Genomic DNA, 18,186 nt, shown 5'->3' with positions numbered 1-18,186 from the left:
TCCCCTCAGTTAGTGGGAGGCCAGCCCCGCCACGCGGCGCACCGCCCGCTCCAGAGCGAAGTCCGGTGCGCGTCCACCCCCCTTGATGTCGGCATCGGCCTGCGCCACCTCTTCGATTGCCTCGGCCAGTGTCCGCGCGTTCCAACGCTGCAGTTCACGCCGCGCACGATCCACCTGCCACGGGGCTAGTTTCATGTCGCGTACGGGGTCCATCCCGCGCCCGCGGGCCGCACCCACCTTGGCGAGCGTGCGCAACTTCAGTGCCAGCGCAGCGACTAGCGGCACGGGATCCGTACCCGTTGAGACCGCGTGTCGAACGAGCGCGAGCGCCTCGCCAGTCTTGCCCGCTACTGCGGCATCGGCTACTGCGAAGCCCGTCGCGTTGACGCGAGAGCCGTAGTAACGCGTCACGGCAGCCTCGTCGATGGTGCCATCGACGTCGCTCATGAGCTGCGAGCATGCGGCTGCGAGCTCGGCAACGTCTCCACCGATCGCGTCCACAAGCGCGCGCACTGCGCGGGCGGGCGCGGGTCGTTTGCCGCGCTCGAATTCCCCCATCGCGAAGTCCACCAGCTCGGCATCCTTCTTAATTGCGGGGCACGTGTACTGAGCTGCGCCGGCGGCCTTGAGGGCATCGAGTAGTTTCTTGCCACGCACTCCGCCACCGTGGCGGATCACCACCACTACCGTGGGGTCGGGGGAGGCGACATAGGCCAAACCATCGGCGAGAAACTCGTCGTTCATTGCCTCCGCGCCGTCGATCACCACGATGCCGGGTTCCGCAAAGAGTGACGGGCTGGTCGCTGACATGAGAGCACCACGGCTGTACGCACCGGCATCGAGTCGCGTCACCGTGACCGAGTCCTCGCGCTTCTTGACCGCAAGTACGATGCGCTCAATGGCACGCTCGCCTAGCACCGACTCTGGACCCGAGACGAGCACCAGCGGCGCAGGGGCGGCCTTGAACCAGGTTGCTTCCGGGGCAGAGTTGCGTGCGGCCATGTGCTTAGCCTGCCATGCGCGACCGACATAGGGATGCCATGCGCAACTCGGGGTCACGCCACACCACAATGTCCGCACATTCGTCAGTTCGTACGGTCCTCGCACCTGTACCTGCGTAGAGCTCGAGCGCCTCCTCGGATGGATGCCCATAAGTGTTGCCTGCGCCTACGCTCACGATCGCTAGTCCCGCGCGGATCTTCTTCATGAGGCTCGGGTCTTGGACCCGCGAACCGTGGTGTGCAACCTTTATTACGTCCACCGTGACCAAGGCTTGCATCGAGTTCTCCAGGTCTTGTTGCGCAGCAGTCTCCGCGTCCCCCAGTGCCAAGAGCGTGACCCCGTCCACGACCCCAGACACCACCAACGACGCGTCGTTCACCACGCTCCCCGCGAGTTCGGCATCTGGAACTGGGGTCGGCGTCACCGCTCTTGCCTCGCGCAGAGTGAGGGAAACCGAGCCTTGCTTCCACGTCGCCCCTGCACTAGGGGCCATCGCCATCACATCTGCGTCGGCCAATTGTTCTACTGCTTGGTTGAAGCCCTGCGCGGTGGCTAGCTGGGTCACCCACGCGGCCTCGACACTGGCGATGGACAGCACCTCGGGCACTCCCCCGTCGTGATCCGCGTGGGGGTGCGTCAGAATGAGCAGCGGCACCTCACTCACCCCGTATCGACTAAGACAAGCGGCCGCTGTCCCACCGCCCGGGCCTGTGTCGATGACCACCGCGGCATGCGTCCCCACGCGGAGCATCATCATGTCGCCCTGGCCCACGTCACACGCAACGACTGACCATTGTTCTGGCACCGGGCTGACCCAGTCCCAGGTGCGGTCCGAGCTCGCCACTAGGACGACCAACGCGAGTGTCGCCGCCGTCACCAAGACCTTGAATGATCTCTTACCCTTGCGCACCGTCCACCACATGGATACACACGTGAGTGCAGCCAAGGTCAGGGCGCCTGGCAGCCCTGGCGGCCACTGGAGGGTTGCACCGGGTACAGATGCCGCACCGTGCGCGATGAGCGCGACCGGCCATACAGGTATTGAGGCAAGCCATGCGACCGCCGATGCGGCACTTAGCGACGCTGGGCCCAGAATCACTGCCCCTAACCCAATGAGGGTCACCGGCGCAGCAAAGGGCGCGGCTAACAGGTTCGCGAACACCGAGTAGAGACTGACGCGGGGCTCCAGCAAGATCAGAATTGGCCCGCACGCAGCCTGCGCCGCGAGTGGCACCGCGATGAGCATCGCCGGCGTAGGCGCCATCACCTTCGCCAGCAGCACTCGCAGCCGGGGTGACCACAGGATGATGGCGGCCACCGCGCTGACGGAGAGCGCAAAGCCCGGCTCAAGGGCCACGAACGGATCGACGGTCACGAGCACGATCACCGCGGTCGCGAGAGCGGGCAGCGCGTGCGCCGGGCGCCCGAACCAGACGGCGAGCGCACCCACGAGCGCCATCACCAGGGCGCGCACCACGGACGCGTCGGGAAACACAAGGCAGGCAAAGCCCGCCATCCCCGTTGCGGCGAGTAGGGCACGCGCGCCCCTCCATAGCCGCAGTCTGCGCAGCACGCCATGAACCATGACAGCGACCACAGCAAAGTGTGCGCCTGAGACTGCGGTGAGGTGGGTGAGTCCCGCGACTCGCATCTCCTCGCGTTGTTCACCCGGCATCGCGCGGGTATCTCCGATGATCATGCCCCGGCTGAGCCCCTTGACCGTGGTGGCCAACCCCTGAGTCGATCGCCTCAAGTCCTCCCGAACGGTCGCGACAGCACCAGCCACTCCCCCAGCGCCACACACTGCGCTCACTGTCGCGTCCCACCCCACCGCGATGGCACGATCGCCGTGACGATAGTCCAGCTTGGTCGTCACCGTCACGTTGTCGCCGTAAGCGAGGGCCCCAATATCCTGAGTTCCGATCACGTCGACAGTCGCCGCAGACGGCCGCCACCACGCGTCTTGGTTCGCCTCACGCCACTGGGCGACGGAGAGGCTGACGGCGTGGCGCGGCTGACCATCGAATCCAGAGCTGGCCAGTGGCACCGGTTCACGGGCAACTACACCCATCAACTCAACCTCAGGGGCGCCACCCCCCACGGCCGTGGCGAAGCCTCCTTCCCACCGCGCGGACATATGGGCGCACGTACTGAGCACCACGACCGCCGCCACCATCACCACGAGCGCGGCGTGCGCGTACAGTGACAACGTCCAAGCGCGCTTGGCAAGGCGGCTAGTGAAGTGCGCGGCTCCTCGACCATGCACAGTTGTGTTTGCGTCAGCCCAGGAACTGCGGCAGGAAGCGAGCGCGCCAATCAAAACAGCGCAGCTTACCGCCACGAGAAGTGTCCACACGACCATCGCCGACTTCACTAATTCCCCGGCAATCAGCCCCGCACACAAGTACGCAACGATGGCGGCCGGTACCAACCTTGCGTCGTGCCGGGGTTTCACACAGTCGCCTCCTTTGCGAGTTGCGCTAGCAAAGCAGGCCCTATTCCCGAGACGGCATCGAGGTCATCAATTGAGGCGAATGGGCCATGTTCCTCGCGATACTCTTCGATACGCTGCGCGAGGACTGGCCCCACGCCCGGCAACGCCTCCAGTCCAGCCGCATCGCTCCTGTTCACGTTGATTTTTCCGTGCGCCGGAGTGACGCCTGGCCCCGCGACGTCGGTTGCGTCGTCGTCCACACCCGGCACGTAGACCTGTTCGCCATCGACCAGTATCCGGGCCAGGTTGGGTCCATCCGCCGCCGCATCCGCGAGTGCTCCCCCGGCGGCGGCGATGGCATCGGCCACCCGCGAACCTGCGGGCAACTCGCGCAGTCCCGGCACCGCGACGTGACCCGCGACATCGACGACCACGACGGCGGCTCCAGAGTCTCCTTGCCATCCACTGTCGAAACCAGCCCCCTCTAATCCCGATGCTGGCGACGCGCTCGCATCCGCGTCAACCCCGATGGCGGGATCTTCAACCGCCCCACTGCGCTCGGCGGCGCCAAAGCTGTCGGGGTCCATGCCCACTACCGAGCCGGCCGGGGGTTTCAGTGCTACGAGGAGCACCACTCCACACAGCAGGACCACCACACCAGCGATGATGGCACTTCGCGGGGAGAGGGCCCAGCGCATCCCCCGTGCGTCGTCCGCGATGGGGTTGCCATGTGCCGACTCATAGATAGCGCGGGCCTGACGTGCGACGCCGTCACGCCAACGTGCCCCCACCATGCCTGGTGACGCAATATTAGCCCCCGTTTCGTCAGGGTCGCTTCGCTGCTCGTCATCGCTCATAGACCGACGCTAAACGGCGGCGTGCCCGGCACCGGCTTCGCGTTCGCTACTCCTTGGTGACCGCGTCCGCCTCAAGACCTGTGGACATCAGTATGCAGACAGGGGCATAGGTGACGGCGCGAGCCCGGCGAGCGCGTAGTACTAGCGCACGTCATCAGGAAGATTGACCACGACCGCGGCGAGCGTGCCCGGACCGGTGTGGACTGCCAGCACCGCACTCACCGGCGTCCGCACCAACATCGCAAGTTCAGGGTGACGGCTCTCCACGAGCAATGCGGCATCGCTACCGAATTGCTCGTCTCCGAGCGCCATGATTGCGGCGGCGGGGTGAGCGAGCGTCCCCACGTGAGCGTCAACCATGTCCAGCATGGCGTTGCGAGCGCGCGCGGTGGTCCGTACTCGTTCCAACACCTCGACCTTGCCCTCGCGTATGGCCATCACCGGCCGCAAGCTAAGCGCGTTGCCGATGGCTGCGGAAGCTGCGCCTACGCGGCCACCGCGCTTGAGGAACTCGAGACTATCTACCGTGAAGACACACAGGGATGAGGCTGCGACGTCCCGCGCTCGTTGAGCAACCTGGTCCACGTCCGCGCCCTTCGCCGCGCGGGCTGCAGCGGCCACCGCAGCAAATCCGGCCGCCATGGCAAGGGTGTGAGTATCCACGACGTGCACTGGGATCACGGAGTCTTGAGCCGCCGTTCGTGCTGCATTCACGGTGCCCGACATCTCCCCCGAGATCAGCACCGCTACGGCGGCTTTTGCCCCAGTCTGCGCGGCCCGCTCAAAGGCGGCGGTGAAGGCAGCAACGCTCGGTTGCGAGGTGGACACTAAGCGACCCGCGAGAAGGTGAGAAAGCACTTCGGGAGGAGAGATCGCGTCCCCTTCGGGAAAGACGTCGTCGTCGACAATGACCTGCAGCGGCACCACGATGATGCCCCACTTCTTGGCGAGCGCCGGAGGAAGTGAGGCGGCGGAGTCAGTGATCACCGCTACGTTACTCATGAGCACCACAGTAGCGGTGGAGTGCCCTACGTTGCCCGGAGAAATCTAGGACGAGGCGAGGGAGGACCCGCGCAACACGTCGAAGTAGGCCTGTGGCATCTGCGCTACCGCCGCGTAATACATCCCCGGTCCCGCGTGAATCGCCAGCGACGTGGGTGGATCGGATTCAAGCGTGGGCCCCGAGATGGTCAACTTGAACTCGGCGGGGACCGCCTCGGATCCCACCAAGCCGACGGCACCCGCGGGCCGAACCATCTCACCCGCGCGGCGTTCGGCCAATTCGCGCACCGTGCTCCGGGCGGCATCGGTGCCGCGCTTTCGGTCTACCGACTCCACCTTGCCGTCGCGAATCCCCATGATGGGGCGCAGCTTAAACATGGAGCCGAGCGTCGCGATCGCGCCGGAGATGCGGCCGGAACGGCGCAAGAAGTCGAGCGTGTCTACCGTGAAGTAGACCTGTGAACTCTCCGCGGCCATCTTGGCGGCCTGTTCCACCTCTGCGGAAGTGCCACCAGCAAGAGATACCGCGCCCGCGGCCAATGCGGCGTAACCCTGAGCCATACCCGTAGTTCCGGTGTCGACCACCGTGACGGGAATTGGCGAGGTCGCCGCTGCTGCGCGCGCCGCACTGACGGTGCCAGACAACTGGCTGCTGACGTGCACACACACGATTGATTGTGCGCCCGCGTTCGCGCACTCCGCAAAGGCGTTAGCCATGGCGACAACCTGCGGCTCGGCCGTCTCGACCTTCTGGCCCGCGAGAATTGCGGCAATCGCATCGTCTGGCCCAAAGCCCGCACCGTCGGAAAAGGTGCCGTCCGGCGTAGTGACGCGCACCGGAATCAGGTACACGCCAAACTCCGCCGCGACGTTTCCTGCCAGGCCGCAAACCGAGTCGGTGATGACGGCAACTGTGCGTTCAGCCACGAGTGTTCCTTTCTTGACGCGCCCCTAAGGAGCGGCGTGTTTCTACATGGGGACGATATTGACGAGCTTGGGGGCGCGCACGATGACCGTGCGAAGTTCGGCGCCGTCGAGGGTGCGCTTGATGGCGTCCGATGCGAGGGCTAGTTCGCGCAGGGCGTCCTCGCCGATGTTCGGGTCGACCTCAAGCCGGTCGCGTACCTTGCCCTTGACCTGCACGACACAGGTGACCGTCTCCTCCACGAGAAGCGCTGGGTCCACCTCGGGGTAGCCGGCGTGGGCAACGTTGTCGTGACCGAGCATCGACCACATGTCCTCGGAGCAGTAAGGCGCGAACAGGCTCAGCAGGATCGCGACCACCTCGGCTGCCTCACGCACAGCAGGATCCGCCGGACCGACGCCCGAATCGATTGCTTTGCGCGTCACGTTGACGAGTTCCATGGTGCGCGCCACCACCACATTGAAACGGAAACTCTCGACCAACTCGGAGCATTCGGCGAGCGTCTTGTGGGTGTGGGCACGCAGCGCTACGTCGCCCGATGCCGGGTCTACCCCTGGTTCACTCGTCACGTCGCGCGCTAGTCGCCACGCGCGGGCAAGGAACTTGGCGCTTCCTGCCGGCGACACGTCGGCCCAGTCGATGTCGTCCTCAGGCGGGCCCGCAAACGCCATCGTCAGGCGAATCGCGTCCACGCCAAACTCATCGAGCTGCTCGCTCAAGCGCACGATGTTGCCGCGCGACTTTGACATCGCGGAGCCTTCCATTTGCACCATGCCCTGGTTGAGTAGCGCAAGAAAGGGCTCCTCGAAGTCCACGTAGCCCATGTCATTCAATGCCTTGGTGAAGAAGCGCGCGTAGAGCAGGTGGAGGATCGCGTGAGTGACTCCGCCGACGTACTGGTCGACCGGAGCCCAACGAGCGGCCTCCGCCGGGTCGAATGGGCCGTCGGCCTTGTTGGGCGACAGGAAGCGCAGGAAGTACCAGGAACTATCCACAAACGTGTCCATGGTGTCCGTGTCGCGCAGCGCTGGAGCGTCGCACTTGGGGCACGTGGTGTTGACCCAGTCGGTGGCTGCCGCGAGTGGCGACTTGCCCTTGGGCTTCAGGTCGAGGCCCTCGGTGGGAGGCAGTTCCACGGGAAGCTGATCGTCGGGCACCGGGACCTCGCCACACTCCTCGCAATGCACGATCGGAATGGGAGTGCCCCAGTAGCGCTGACGCGAGATCAGCCAGTCTCGCAGTCGGTAGTTAGTGGTCTCGCTACCCACGCTGTCCTCGCCGAGCTTGGCCACAATTGCGGCGATCGCATCGGTCTTAGCAAGGCCGTTGAACTCACCAGAATTCACCAGCACGCCCTCGCCTGCGGTCGCGGTCCAAGACTCGGTCGGGTCGGGCAGTACGTTGCCGTCCTCGTCACGAGCATCCACGACGACTCTTACGGGCAGGTCCATCGCGCGCGCAAAGTCGAGGTCGCGCTGGTCGTGGGCGGGGACCGCCATCACTGCGCCGTGTCCGTAGTCAGCGAGAACGTAATCCGAGGCCCAGATCGGGAGCCTCTCACCGTTGATCGGGTTGGTCGCATAACGGCCGAGGAACACGCCAGTCTTGGGCCGGTCGGTGCTCATACGGTCGATGTCCGTCGCACCCTTGACGGCCGCCACGTACGTATCGAAAGCCTGACGCGTTGCGTCATCAGCATCGGCCGCAAGTTCTGACGCCAGGTCAGAGTCCGCCGCGACCACCATGAAGGTCGCGCCAAAGAGCGTGTCCGGTCGGGTGGTGTAGATGTTGATCGGTTCGTCGCGGCCCTCGATTGAGAACGTCACGTCGGCACCGTGCGAGCGGTTGATCCAGTTGCGCTGCATCGCGATCACCTTGGATGGCCAGGTGCCCTCAAGGCCATCGAGGTCGTCCAACAGGCGATCGGCGTAGTCGGTGACCTTGAAGTACCACTGCGTGAGCTTCTTCTTGGTCACTGCGGTGTCGCAACGCTCGCACAGTCCCTGGACGACCTGCTCGTTCGCGAGAACGGTCTGGTCCTTGGGGCACCAGTTCACCAGTGACGGCTTGCGGTAGGCCAATCCGCGCTCGTACATGCGAGTGAAGATCCACTGATTCCAGTGGTAATACTCGGGGCGATGCGTCGCGAGCACACGGTCCCAGTCGAACGAGCAGGCGTAACGCTCCATCGAGGCCCGTTGCTGGGCAATGTTCGCCTCGGTCCAGACTCGCGGATCCGTGTTGTTCTTGATCGCGGCGTTCTCTGCCGGCAAGCCGAACGAATCCCAGCCGATGGGGTGAAGTACGTTGAAACCGCGCTGGATCCAATACCGGGAGATCACGTCACCCAATGCGTACGCCTCTGCGTGTCCCATGTGGAGGTCGCCTGAGGGGTACGGGAACATGTCGAGCACGTACTTGGTGGGGCGTTCGTCGTCCACGCCTCCGGCCTTGAATGGCTGGGTCTCGGCCCACACCGGCTGCCAACGCTCCTCGAGCGCGTGGAAGTCGTAGCGGTTCTCGTCAGATTCTGGGTTCGCGGAAGTCACCCACCGATTTTAGCCGGGATGCACGGGTCACGAACACGCGCTCAATTGGACGGCCCCCCGCAGCCAATGCATCCTTAGGTTGGGATGCGCACGTCTAGTGGGATGTGCCACACGGGGTTTACTTCAGCCACAAATGCGCCGATTATCCCTATATCCATCCGTGTACTTCCGAGGCTCACGGCCTCATCAATGCCAGAGGAGAAGGGCTCATCCACGCATCTCGCAACTATGCTCGGCTGATTACAGTGCGAGCCTTGTGCGCTGTCACGATGGGCGCCTTGCTCGCGCTGAGCGCCACTACCGCGCATGCGCAACCACTCGTGGTCGAAGCGACTTCAGCGGCATCGGAGTTGGCATCACCGCGCCCCAATGTCACACCGAGCCCCGACCCCTCAATTACCGCCGCCCCGATTCCGTCAGCGGCTCCCGTGCCCAGCTCTGATGCCTCATTGGCTCCCCTTCCCACTCCATCGCCGAATCCACGGCCAACGCCTTCTTCTTCGGCACAGCCCGACGGCGAGCCCCAGCCCCCGACAGAAAAGGTGGCACCTCCTCAAGACTCAGACGACGATGTCTTGCTCCCGGAGCCATCTATCGACGCCCTGCCGCCGTCGTCAACGACACTGCGTGCAGCAAGTCCTGATGCCGCGCTGTCTGCGTCCTCGCTCATCTTCACCGACATCTCCGCCAGCGCGGACTCACCTCAGTTCTCTAAGTTCGCTACCGAGATCGCCTGGCTTGCCAACAGTGGCGTGAGTACCGGATGGCGGATGCCTGGGGGCGCGCGAGAGTACCGTCCGTACTCCTCTGTCTCGAGAGATGCGATGGCGGCGTTCCTCTACCGATTCGCTGGCAAGCCCGCTTACGTTGCTGCGTCGCGCTCGTCATTCGTTGACGTGAGTTCCTCCACCGCCTATTACCCCGAGATCTCCTGGGCTGCTGAGTCCGGGATCTCGGAGGGTTGGAAGGTGACGAGCGGCTATGAATTTAGGCCATTCGAAGCCATCACACGCGAGGCGATGGCAGCATTCCTGTATCGCTTTGCCGGGTCACCACAAGTGTCCGTACCTGCAAAGTCACCGTTCAAGGACGTGTCGACGTCCTCGCAGTTCTACAAGCCCGTCGTGTGGCTCGCCTCGACGGGCGCCACCACTGGTTGGCGAACGTCTAGCGGCCCAGAGTTCAGGCCGGACGCCTCGATCACGCGTGATGCCATGGCCGCGTTCCTTTATCGCCTCGACCGCGCCGGCGTCAGTTACGCGCCTTCGGCCGCATCGGGCCCACTCTTGCGGCACTCCGTCGTGTACGTGTACGGCGCCTCAACCCTCAATCTGCGCTCAGGTCCGTCCACCTCATATCCAGTTGTCACGCAGCGATCGCGTGGCAACGCGCTGACCGCGACCGGGGCCGTCTCCTCCAGCGGTTGGATCGAGGTCCAGGTGGGCACCGCTCGGGCGTGGGGATCGGGCTATTACCTGACGGGCTCGGGAGGAGCCGCAATCACACGGGCCAAGTCCGCGTACTCCAACGGCTACATCCCCGTGACTGATCTGTGCTCGTTGTCGTGGGACCGGGCCGAGTTGCTGCTTTGCCAGGCCGCAGACGATCTGGAACGACTCAATCGCGCCTTTCGCGGGCGCTACGGAATCAATATTCCTATCAACGACGCCTATCGTACCTATCAGGAGCAGGTCACGGCCCGAGCGGTCCTTGGCAACATCGCCGCCGTTCCGGGTACCTCGAACCATGGCTGGGGGGCAGCGATCGACATCTCTGGCTCATCGTTGCCTGGGGGATACAGCGGTTCCGCGTACCTATGGCTTCGCGGACAACTCACCGGATACAACTGGAAGTCGCCCGACTGGGCAAGGCCGTCCGGGTACAACCCCGAGCCGTGGCACTTCGAGTACACAGGCTGACTCACGGCACGTGAGCTCGCCACCTGGTGGTCCGAGGGCTGGTTTCCTACGGCCGATGCTGTGGCTAGGAGACCGTGGTGACCTTCACCGTGACATTCAGGTCCGTGGTGGTTCCGGCGACCACGCCCGACAACGGCGGTACGTCGCGGTATTCGCGGGCGCGCGCCACAATCACGTGATGGTCTCCGACCTCTGACGCGTTGGTGGGGTCGTAACCAAACCAGTCGCCACTCCACCACTCCACCCACGCGTGAGACTCGCCGCTGACGGTCTCTCCGATCTCAGCATCCTTCTTGGGGTGCAGGTAGCCCGACACATAGCGCGCCGGGATCCCCACGGCGCGGAGCGCGCCAATCGCGAGGTGGGCGAAGTCCTGGCAGACGCCAGACCTGGCCGCCCAAGCATCGGCTGCCGGGGTGTGGACATTGGTCACGCCGGGCACGTAGTTCACCTGGTCGTGGAGGAAATCGCAGATCTGCCGTGCCGCGGCATCGGGCTCGTGTGTGCCCGCTGCTTGCTTGGCGAATTCCAGAAGCTCGTCAGTGGGACGGGTCACGGGCGTCAGCGACAGGTACTCACACAACAGGTCCTGAAAACGCGGACCATTGAGCGCATCCCAGTCGGCACGTTCCTCACGGTAACTCTGCGGCAAAATCTCCACGAGCGATCGGTTCGTCACCGTCAGCGACGTGTGCGGCTGAGTAATCTCGAAGACCGTGACGTCGCTCTCCCAATAGTCGCGATACGCGGTACGCCAGGACAGCGGCGAAATCTCGATGTTGGATTCGAGGACGCGTTGTCGAGGAAGCCACGCTGGAGTCAGGCGCGCCTCGTTATAGGAGGACACCACCGGCTCGGCGTACTGAAACGCGGTGCGGTGTTCAATGCGCAAGGTACTCACAGGGCCTCCTGGCTCCACATGACCGTCGACGCGGGCAGGAAGTAGCGATCACGGATAAGGTCCGATGCCGTGGCGCAGGCCTTCTGCACCTCGCGCATCTGGGCGGGCAAGTCGGCGAGGATTTCTCCGACGTCACGGTATTCGAGGTTAGTCCTGGCGCGGCCCAAGGCAAGGCGGGCACGGTCGGCGAGCGCGCGGCTCGCGCCGGCGCCGTCGATCTCGCTCAGGATGGTCTCCGCTCGGTCCAGGTTGTAGGCGATGGACCGCGGGAACAGTCGGTCTATCAACAGGAACTCTGCTGCACGCTCCTCGGTCACCAGCGCGCGCACGGTGCGCAGGTACGCCTCGTGCGCCGAGCAGGTGCGTAGCAGTGTGGTCCAGTTGGGTCCGGTGGTTCCCTCAAGACTGCGAGTCATGAGCAACCGCGCGATCATGTCGGCCCGCTCGAGCGAGCGGCCCAACTCCATGAAGTGCCAGGCGTCATCACGTGACGTGGTGGCGCTCGACAGCCCCCACACCACGGCCGCGCGCTCGCGCACCCAGACAAAGTACTCGTGAGGCCGCGACGCCTGCGACCAGCGCGGGAGCTGGTTGCGGGTCATGTTCAGGCTCTCCCACACCTCGGTGGAAATCACCTCGCGGGCTCGGCGCGCGTTCTCGCGGGCGGCCGCCATCGTGCCGGCAATCGACGATGAGCGATCACGGTCAAAGGCAAGAGTCGCCAGCACGTCCGACCGGGAAACCGGCCCTTCGAACTCGCAATTCATGACCGCCAGGATTGACGCGTTCGCGCTGGGCTCGTCCACCCAGGGGTCCTCGAGCAGCACATTCAGGTGCACATCCAACAGACGGGCGGTGTTGTCCGCACGCTCCACGTAGCGACCGATCCAGAACAGTGATTCTGCGATACGACTAAGCATCAGCCCTCACCTCCGTCGTGGCCGTTCGCACCCAAGTGATCGGCAGCATCGTCCGCCTGGGCGGTTGCCTTTGGCTCCCCCTGCTGTTGCTGCTGTTGCTGCTGTTCCTGCCCGGCGGCATAGTCCTCCGGGTGGGAGGCCTGCGGCACGGAGCCGATGCCGGAGAACTCCACGCGCGCCTCGGGAGGCGGCTGCGCGGTGCCACGGTGACGCACGCCACCAAGCACCCAGGTGTCCTTTGATCCGCCACCCTGCGACGAGTTCACAATGAGTTGCCCCTTCGCGAGCGCCACGCGAGTCAGGCCACCAGGGAGCACCCACACGTCGTCGCCGTCGTTGATCGCGAACGGGCGCAGGTCGACGTGGCGGGGGTCGAGGCCTTCCTCGGTGAGCGTCGGCACCGTGGAGAGCTGGACGACAGGCTGCGCCACCCAGCCGCGCGGGTCCGCGAGAATTTGCTTGCGCACCGCTTCGAGCTCAGTCTTGGAGACCTTGGGGCCAATCGTGACGCCCTTACCTCCGGCACCATCCACAGGCTTGACCACCAGCTCGTGCAGGCGATCCATGACCTCCTCGCGGGCCTCAGGCTCCTCGAGGCGCCAGGTGTCAACGTTCGGCAGGATTGGCTCTTCTCCCAGGTAATACCTGGTGAGGTCCGGCATGTACGTGTAGATGAGTTTGTCATCGGCGACGCCATTTCCTACTGCGTTGGCGATGGTGACGTTGCCCATGCGGGCGGCGTTAATCAGGCCTGGTGCGCCTAGCGTTGAGTCCGGACGGAACGCGATGGGGTCCAGGTAGTCGTCGTCGATGCGGCGGTAGATGACGTCGACGCGGCGCCGGCCTGCGGTGGTGCGCATGTAGACCCGGCCGTTGTGAGTCTCGAGGTCGCGCCCCTCGACGAGTTCGACACCCATGGTGCGTGCCAGCAGCGAGTGCTCGTAGTAGGCCGAGTTAAAGACACCCGGGGTAAGCACCACGATGGTGGGATCATCGACGTCCTCGGGCGCCGCCTTCGCAAGTGCCGAGCGCAGCCGTTGCGAGTACTCGAGGACGGGACGCACGCCCATCGCACCAAACATGTCGGGGAACATCTGGGACATGGCGCGCCGGTTGGACAGCACGTAACTGACTCCCGACGGCACGCGCACGTTGTCCTCGAGCACGCGCCAGATGCCGTGCTGGTCGCGCACCAAGTCGATGCCCGACACGTGTACGCGCACGCCGTTTGCAGGATCAACGCCAGCGACGGAGCGGTAAAAGTATTGCGACGATGCGATGAGCTTGCGCGGCACGATGCCGTCGGTAACACAGCGCTGAGAGCCGTACACGTCGGCCAGGAATGCCTCGAGGGTTCTGACACGCTGAGCGACTCCGGGAGAAATAATGTCCCATTCGTCGGCACCGATGACGCGCGGCACGATGTCGAGCGGGAACGGCCGCTCCTCACCCGCATGGTCGAACGTGACCCCTTGCGCGAGATACGTGCTCGCTAGGGCCTCGGCTCGTGCATAGAGGTCGTCCCCGGACATCCGGTCGATTTCCGCGTAAACCCGTGCATACGGCTCGCGTACCTTGCCGTGTACATCGACGGCTTCATCCCAGGCGGCCTGGGGCGAATACCCAGTCCAGGGCGTGTGCAGTGAGTCTGACGTCATCACCCCACACTAACAACGCCCTGTTACGCAGGCGTGACCAGGCAGTTTCAATAGGGCCTCAGGTGAGCGTTCCGAGAGATTCTCACGCACCGCAGAGATCAGGGCGCGAACGAACGCAACGCGTATGAAACGCGAGTCTCCTACACTGGCAATATGACCGACGAACTACACGACGTCCTATGTTCAGTCATCACCGTGTCCGACCGCGCCTCGCGCGGCGAACGCGAGGACACCAGCGGCAAGGCTATCGCCGATGCTTTGAAGGCCGCGGGTGCCGACGTCGAGCACACTGTGGTCAGCGACGGCGTTGACTCAGTGTTGGGCGCACTACGTGCCTCAACGTCCACCGGCGCACGCGTGGTCATCACTACGGGCGGCACCGGCATAGCACCGCGCGACTTCACTCCTGAGGCCACTGCCAGCATCATTGCGCGTCCCATCCCCGGCATTCCCGAGATGCTGCGACGCGTAAGCGGGGAGTCCGTGCCCACGGCCGCCCTATCCCGCGGCATCGCGGGTGTCACGGGGGGCCCCATCACGGCCATCATTATCAATTTGCCGGGCTCACTCGACTCCGCGACGGCCGGTATCGAGACCATCCTGCCGCTGCTGCCTCACATGCTTAGCCAGCTGGATGGTGGCGATCATTGATCGCGGTTGCCCGAATCACCAACGCGCCGCTTTCGCTTGACGATCATGTCAGCGCAGTCGCGGGGCCGGCTCAGGGCGCCATCGCATCATTCGTGGGGACGGTGCGCGACCACGACCCGTCCGTGGATGGGCGCGTGACGCACCTTGACTATTCGGCCCACCCCGATGCGCAGGGCACTCTCGAACGCATCGCGGCCGAGGTTTGTGGTGATGACGCCGTTGGACTGACCGCCGCCGTGACCCACCGCATCGGCTTGCTGGAAGTGGGCGACGCCGCGATAGTCGCCGCAGTATCGAGTGCGCACCGTGCCGAGGCCTTCGACACCTGCCGACTGCTCGTTGAGCGCATTAAGGCCGAGTTGCCCGTCTGGAAGCGCGAGGTGCTGGCCGACGGATCGCACACCTGGGTAGGTATCGCATGAGCGACGGACTTCTGGACCGCTTTGGCCGCGTACACCGGGACCTGCGCATCAGCCTCACCGACCGCTGCTCGCTGCGTTGCACGTACTGCATGCCCGCGGACGGGGTGCCCTGGCTCAAAGCCAGCACGATGCTGACCACCGAGGAGTTGGTGCGCGTCGCGCGCGTGGGCGTCGAGATGGGCATCAGCGAAATTCGACTGACCGGCGGCGAGCCGCTATTGCGTCCCGACGTGGTCGACGTGGTCGCGCGTATGGCGGGACTTGAAGGCCCCCATGGACACCCCGAGGTGTCACTCACGACCAACGGGCTGCGCCTGCCCGGCCTCGCGGCACAGCTGCGGGACGCGGGGCTGACGCGCGTCAACGTCTCGCTCGACACTCTTCGCCGCGAACGCTTCACGGAACTCACGCGCCGCGACCGGCTCACCGACACGCTCGCGGGCTTGGCGGCGGCCGATGCTGCGGGCATGTCCCCCATCAAGGTCAATGCGGTCGCGATGCGCGGGGTCAACGACGACGAGATTGTGGACCTCACGCAATTCTGCGTTGACCACGGCTACCAGATGCGCTTCATCGAGCAGATGCCGCTGGATGCCGGGCATACCTGGGATCGCAACGAGATGGTGACGGGTGAGGAGATCCTTTCCCAGCTCACGGCGCATTACACGCTGACAGAGCGCGGCGATCGCGGCGCCGCCCCTGCCCAGGTGTGGGACATCGACGGGGGGCCGGCCTCGGTGGGCGTCATCGCGTCCGTCACGAGCCCTTTCTGTGGCACGTGCGATCGCGTGCGCCTGACTGCAGACGGCCAGTTGCGTGCATGCCTCTTCGCCCGCAAGGAATCTGACATCCGGGCGCTGCTGCGCGACGGCTCGGACGACGAGGCCGTCGCTGCCGCCATCACCGCCTGCCTACAGCTCAAGCAGCCTGGCCACGACATCGACGACCCGACCTTCCTGCAGCCCGACCGTCCGATGAGCGCGATCGGCGGCTAGGTCAAGTTCGCGGCACCCCCATGTGGGGCGGTGCACAGCAGGACCCCGTTGAAGAAGCGGGTTGAGCCCGCCCCGCTAGGGGATAATTTGCCTTGGGTTAAACCTGTCGGCAGGCCATCAATGAATCGAGTACACGTGGACAACTGGGTATTGGCGCTGGTCGGCGCCATTTGTGGCCTAGTAATACTCTGGCTCATCCTCGTTGTCATCATGTGGGTCGCGCGTCCCGACCAATTGCGAGTTCGGGACACGATGCGGCTGCTGCCAGATTTGATCCGGCTCCTGCGTCGGCTCGCCGCTGACGACACGCTCCCACGGGGTGTGCGCGTGCGGCTCTGGCTGCTGCTGGCATACCTCGTGTCACCTATAGACCTGGTTCCGGACTTCATTCCCGTTATCGGGTACGCCGACGACGCGATTGTCGTGGCGCTGGTGCTCCGGTCGACCGTCCGCCGGGCGGGAGCCGCCGCCGTCACTCGACACTGGCCCGGCACCCCTGAAGGTCTCGCCACGCTTCAGCACCTAACACGGATGCCGTCCTAAACCGCCCTAGAGTGCTTTTAGGACGTGCGTCGCAGTGCAGCCGCAACTGTGAACGGCTCCGTTGCGGAGGCATGTACGGTGTCACGATCGACACTCATCATCCGCTTGTTCATTCCGCACATGCGGCACTAACGTTGCCTTTATGCCGCATCTACGGATATCTGAGGCCGCCAGGCTCGTGGGCGTGAGCGACGACACTATGCGCCGCTGGATCGACGCTGAGTCCCTGCCCACCGCTAAGGATGAGGTCGGTCGCGCGCTGATCGATGGCGCGCATGTGGCGCGCCTCGCGCTCGACCATGCTGTCGCGCCGGCCGACACCTCCGGGGTCTCACGTTCCGCACGCAACCAGTTCGTCGGGATTGTCACCGCCATCACCATGGACACGGTGATGGCGCAGGTGGAGCTCCAGTGCGGACCGCACCGTGTGGTGTCGCTGATGAGCTCTGAAGCCGTGCGCGATCTCAGCCTAGAGATTGGGAGCGTCGCCACCGCCGTTGTGAAGGCCACTACCGTGATCGTCGAGACGCCCAACCGACCGGACAAGGCATGACCCATATGCGCCGAGCGCGTGGACGTGCCGCCGTGCTCTCCATGCTCGCGATCGCCCTGCTCCTGGCCGGCTGCACCGCCAACGGCGACGCGGCACGCTCCCCCGCCACGGCATCGGCCGCCGGTACGGACCTGAACGGAACGGTCACCGTCTTTGCCGCGGCCTCACTCACGGACACGTTCACTCAGATCGCAGACGCCTTTGAGGCCGAACACCCGGGCGTCACCGTCGCACTTTCCTTTGGCGGCTCGTCAGACCTGGCGACTCAGATCGTCGAGGGAGCACCGGCGGATGTCTTCGCCTCCGCGAACGAGGCACAAATGGAGGTCGTCACCGATGCGGAGCTCGCTGGCGCGCCGGTCACGTTCGCCACCAACGTTCTGACCGTAGCGGTGCCAGCCGACAACCCCGCATTGGTGACATCCTTTGCCGACCTTGGAAATGTCGCAGTGACCACCGTCGTGTGCGCCCCGCAGGTGCCATGCGGGGCGGCGACACGCAAGCTCGAGAATGACCTGGGTGTCGACATCCCCGCCGTGAGCGAGGAGAACAACGTGACCGACGTGCTGGGCAAGGTAAGGAGTGGCCAGGCCGATGCCGGGGTCGTCTACGTCACCGACATCGCCCGTGCGGGTGGCGACCTTGCGGCGGTTCCCATTGTGGGCGCTGACGCGGCGATCAACGCTTGCCCGATCGCACCGCTGACGGATGCACACAACCCGACCGCGGCCACCGCGTTCGTGTCATATGTGACGGGAACCAAGGGGCAGGCCGTGCTCGCAGATGCAGGGTTCGGCACGCCGTGACGCTGACTCCAGAGGTTCAGGCACGGTCACCGCGCGGTGCTCGGAGAAC

16 protein-coding genes are annotated in these 18,186 nt (G+C 64.9%); 7 read left to right on the top strand and 9 right to left on the bottom strand.

What is annotated here, in order from left to right; genetic code table 11:
* Positions 1-9: 9 nt before the first annotated feature.
* The 6 genes from holA to leuS all read right to left on the bottom strand — a co-directional run bounded on the left by holA (position 10) and on the right by leuS (position 8,769).
* Positions 10-1,002 carry a DNA polymerase III subunit delta gene (holA, locus tag AOP77_RS07900; RefSeq protein WP_062212002.1) on the bottom strand — a complete coding sequence of 331 codons (993 nt, stop codon included), beginning with the start codon at positions 1,000-1,002 and terminating at the stop codon, positions 10-12.
* A gap of 4 nt (positions 1,003-1,006) precedes the next feature.
* On the bottom strand, positions 1,007-3,211 hold the full coding sequence (locus tag AOP77_RS07895) for a ComEC/Rec2 family competence protein (RefSeq protein WP_160300068.1): 2,205 nt from the start codon (positions 3,209-3,211) through the stop codon (positions 1,007-1,009).
* 242 nt (positions 3,212-3,453) lie between these two features.
* On the bottom strand, positions 3,454-4,293 hold the full coding sequence (locus AOP77_RS07890; protein ID WP_084622464.1) for a ComEA family DNA-binding protein: 840 nt from the start codon (positions 4,291-4,293) through the stop codon (positions 3,454-3,456).
* 141 nt (positions 4,294-4,434) lie between these two features.
* Positions 4,435-5,295: a DegV family protein gene (locus tag AOP77_RS07885; RefSeq protein WP_152649826.1), complete on the bottom strand. Its 861-nt coding sequence runs from the start codon at positions 5,293-5,295 to the stop codon at positions 4,435-4,437.
* Between the two features lie 45 nt (positions 5,296-5,340).
* On the bottom strand, positions 5,341-6,222 hold the full coding sequence (locus AOP77_RS07880; RefSeq protein WP_062211992.1) for a DegV family protein: 882 nt from the start codon (positions 6,220-6,222) through the stop codon (positions 5,341-5,343).
* A 42-nt stretch (positions 6,223-6,264) separates the two neighbouring features.
* Positions 6,265-8,769, bottom strand: a complete 2,505-nt coding sequence (gene leuS, locus AOP77_RS07875; protein ID WP_062211989.1) for a leucine--tRNA ligase — start codon at positions 8,767-8,769, stop codon at positions 6,265-6,267.
* Between the two features lie 542 nt (positions 8,770-9,311).
* Between leuS and AOP77_RS07870 the strand changes: the two genes are divergently transcribed.
* The gene (locus tag AOP77_RS07870; RefSeq protein ID WP_062211987.1) at positions 9,312-10,688 is read left to right on the top strand and encodes an S-layer homology domain-containing protein; all 1,377 of its coding nucleotides are present in this window, start codon (positions 9,312-9,314) and stop codon (positions 10,686-10,688) included.
* A gap of 64 nt (positions 10,689-10,752) precedes the next feature.
* On the opposite strand, the gene AOP77_RS07865 is transcribed toward AOP77_RS07870, so the two are convergent.
* From AOP77_RS07865 to AOP77_RS07855, 3 genes are read right to left on the bottom strand one after another with little or no spacing between them, the layout of a single operon-like run.
* Positions 10,753-11,589 carry a transglutaminase family protein gene (locus AOP77_RS07865; RefSeq protein ID WP_062211983.1) on the bottom strand — a complete coding sequence of 279 codons (837 nt, stop codon included), beginning with the start codon at positions 11,587-11,589 and terminating at the stop codon, positions 10,753-10,755.
* Positions 11,586-12,509, bottom strand: a complete 924-nt coding sequence (locus AOP77_RS07860; RefSeq protein WP_062211980.1) for an alpha-E domain-containing protein — start codon at positions 12,507-12,509, stop codon at positions 11,586-11,588. Before AOP77_RS07860 ends, AOP77_RS07865 begins: the two co-directional genes overlap by 4 nt.
* Positions 12,509-14,167 carry a circularly permuted type 2 ATP-grasp protein gene (locus tag AOP77_RS07855; protein WP_084622461.1) on the bottom strand — a complete coding sequence of 553 codons (1,659 nt, stop codon included), beginning with the start codon at positions 14,165-14,167 and terminating at the stop codon, positions 12,509-12,511. The genes AOP77_RS07860 and AOP77_RS07855 overlap by 1 nt, the downstream gene beginning before the upstream one ends.
* Positions 14,168-14,320: 153 nt before the next feature.
* Here AOP77_RS07855 and AOP77_RS07850 point away from each other — a divergent pair, with 153 nt between their 5' ends.
* The 6 genes from AOP77_RS07850 to modA all read left to right on the top strand — a co-directional run bounded on the left by AOP77_RS07850 (position 14,321) and on the right by modA (position 18,137).
* Entirely contained in the window at positions 14,321-14,818 is a 498-nt protein-coding gene (locus tag AOP77_RS07850; RefSeq protein WP_062211977.1) for a MogA/MoaB family molybdenum cofactor biosynthesis protein, read from the top strand.
* Positions 14,815-15,240: a molybdenum cofactor biosynthesis protein MoaE gene (locus tag AOP77_RS07845; protein WP_062211974.1), complete on the top strand. Its 426-nt coding sequence runs from the start codon at positions 14,815-14,817 to the stop codon at positions 15,238-15,240. Before AOP77_RS07850 ends, AOP77_RS07845 begins: the two co-directional genes overlap by 4 nt.
* A complete protein-coding gene (moaA, locus tag AOP77_RS07840) occupies positions 15,237-16,235 on the top strand; it encodes a GTP 3',8-cyclase MoaA (RefSeq protein WP_062211971.1) in 999 nt (332 codons plus the stop codon). The genes AOP77_RS07845 and moaA overlap by 4 nt, the downstream gene beginning before the upstream one ends.
* 120 nt (positions 16,236-16,355) lie before the next feature.
* Positions 16,356-16,778, top strand: coding sequence for a YkvA family protein (locus AOP77_RS07835; RefSeq protein WP_062211968.1), 423 nt, complete (start codon positions 16,356-16,358; stop codon positions 16,776-16,778).
* 142 nt (positions 16,779-16,920) lie between these two features.
* Positions 16,921-17,331 carry a TOBE domain-containing protein gene (locus tag AOP77_RS07830; protein ID WP_062211966.1) on the top strand — a complete coding sequence of 137 codons (411 nt, stop codon included), beginning with the start codon at positions 16,921-16,923 and terminating at the stop codon, positions 17,329-17,331.
* A complete protein-coding gene (gene modA, locus AOP77_RS07825) occupies positions 17,328-18,137 on the top strand; it encodes a molybdate ABC transporter substrate-binding protein (protein ID WP_369345404.1) in 810 nt (269 codons plus the stop codon). The genes AOP77_RS07830 and modA overlap by 4 nt, the downstream gene beginning before the upstream one ends.
* Positions 18,138-18,186: the final 49 nt, after the last annotated feature.

The sequence above is a fragment of the Demequina oxidasica genome (assembly GCF_000975115.1).
In the GTDB taxonomy this organism is placed as follows: Bacteria; Actinomycetota; Actinomycetes; order Actinomycetales; family Demequinaceae; genus Demequina; species Demequina oxidasica.
This window is presented reverse-complemented; position numbering and strand designations above follow the sequence as displayed.

Excerpts from the sequence above, each read along its gene's own strand:
- holA (WP_062212002.1), bottom strand. The coding sequence starts at position 1,002 with ATGGCCGCACGCAACTCTGCCCCGGAAGCAACCTGGTTCAAGGCCGCC.
- AOP77_RS07890 (WP_084622464.1), bottom strand. The coding sequence starts at position 4,293 with ATGAGCGATGACGAGCAGCGAAGCGACCCTGACGAAACGGGGGCTAAT.
- AOP77_RS07885 (WP_152649826.1), bottom strand. The coding sequence starts at position 5,295 with ATGAGTAACGTAGCGGTGATCACTGACTCCGCCGCCTCACTTCCTCCG.
- AOP77_RS07860 (WP_062211980.1), bottom strand. The coding sequence starts at position 12,509 with ATGCTTAGTCGTATCGCAGAATCACTGTTCTGGATCGGTCGCTACGTG.
- AOP77_RS07855 (WP_084622461.1), bottom strand. The coding sequence starts at position 14,167 with ATGACGTCAGACTCACTGCACACGCCCTGGACTGGGTATTCGCCCCAG.
- AOP77_RS07850 (WP_062211977.1), top strand. The coding sequence starts at position 14,321 with ATGACCGACGAACTACACGACGTCCTATGTTCAGTCATCACCGTGTCC.
- moaA (WP_062211971.1), top strand. The coding sequence starts at position 15,237 with ATGAGCGACGGACTTCTGGACCGCTTTGGCCGCGTACACCGGGACCTG.
- AOP77_RS07835 (WP_062211968.1), top strand. The coding sequence starts at position 16,356 with ATGAATCGAGTACACGTGGACAACTGGGTATTGGCGCTGGTCGGCGCC.
- AOP77_RS07830 (WP_062211966.1), top strand. The coding sequence starts at position 16,921 with ATGCCGCATCTACGGATATCTGAGGCCGCCAGGCTCGTGGGCGTGAGC.
- modA (WP_369345404.1), top strand. The coding sequence starts at position 17,328 with ATGACCCATATGCGCCGAGCGCGTGGACGTGCCGCCGTGCTCTCCATG.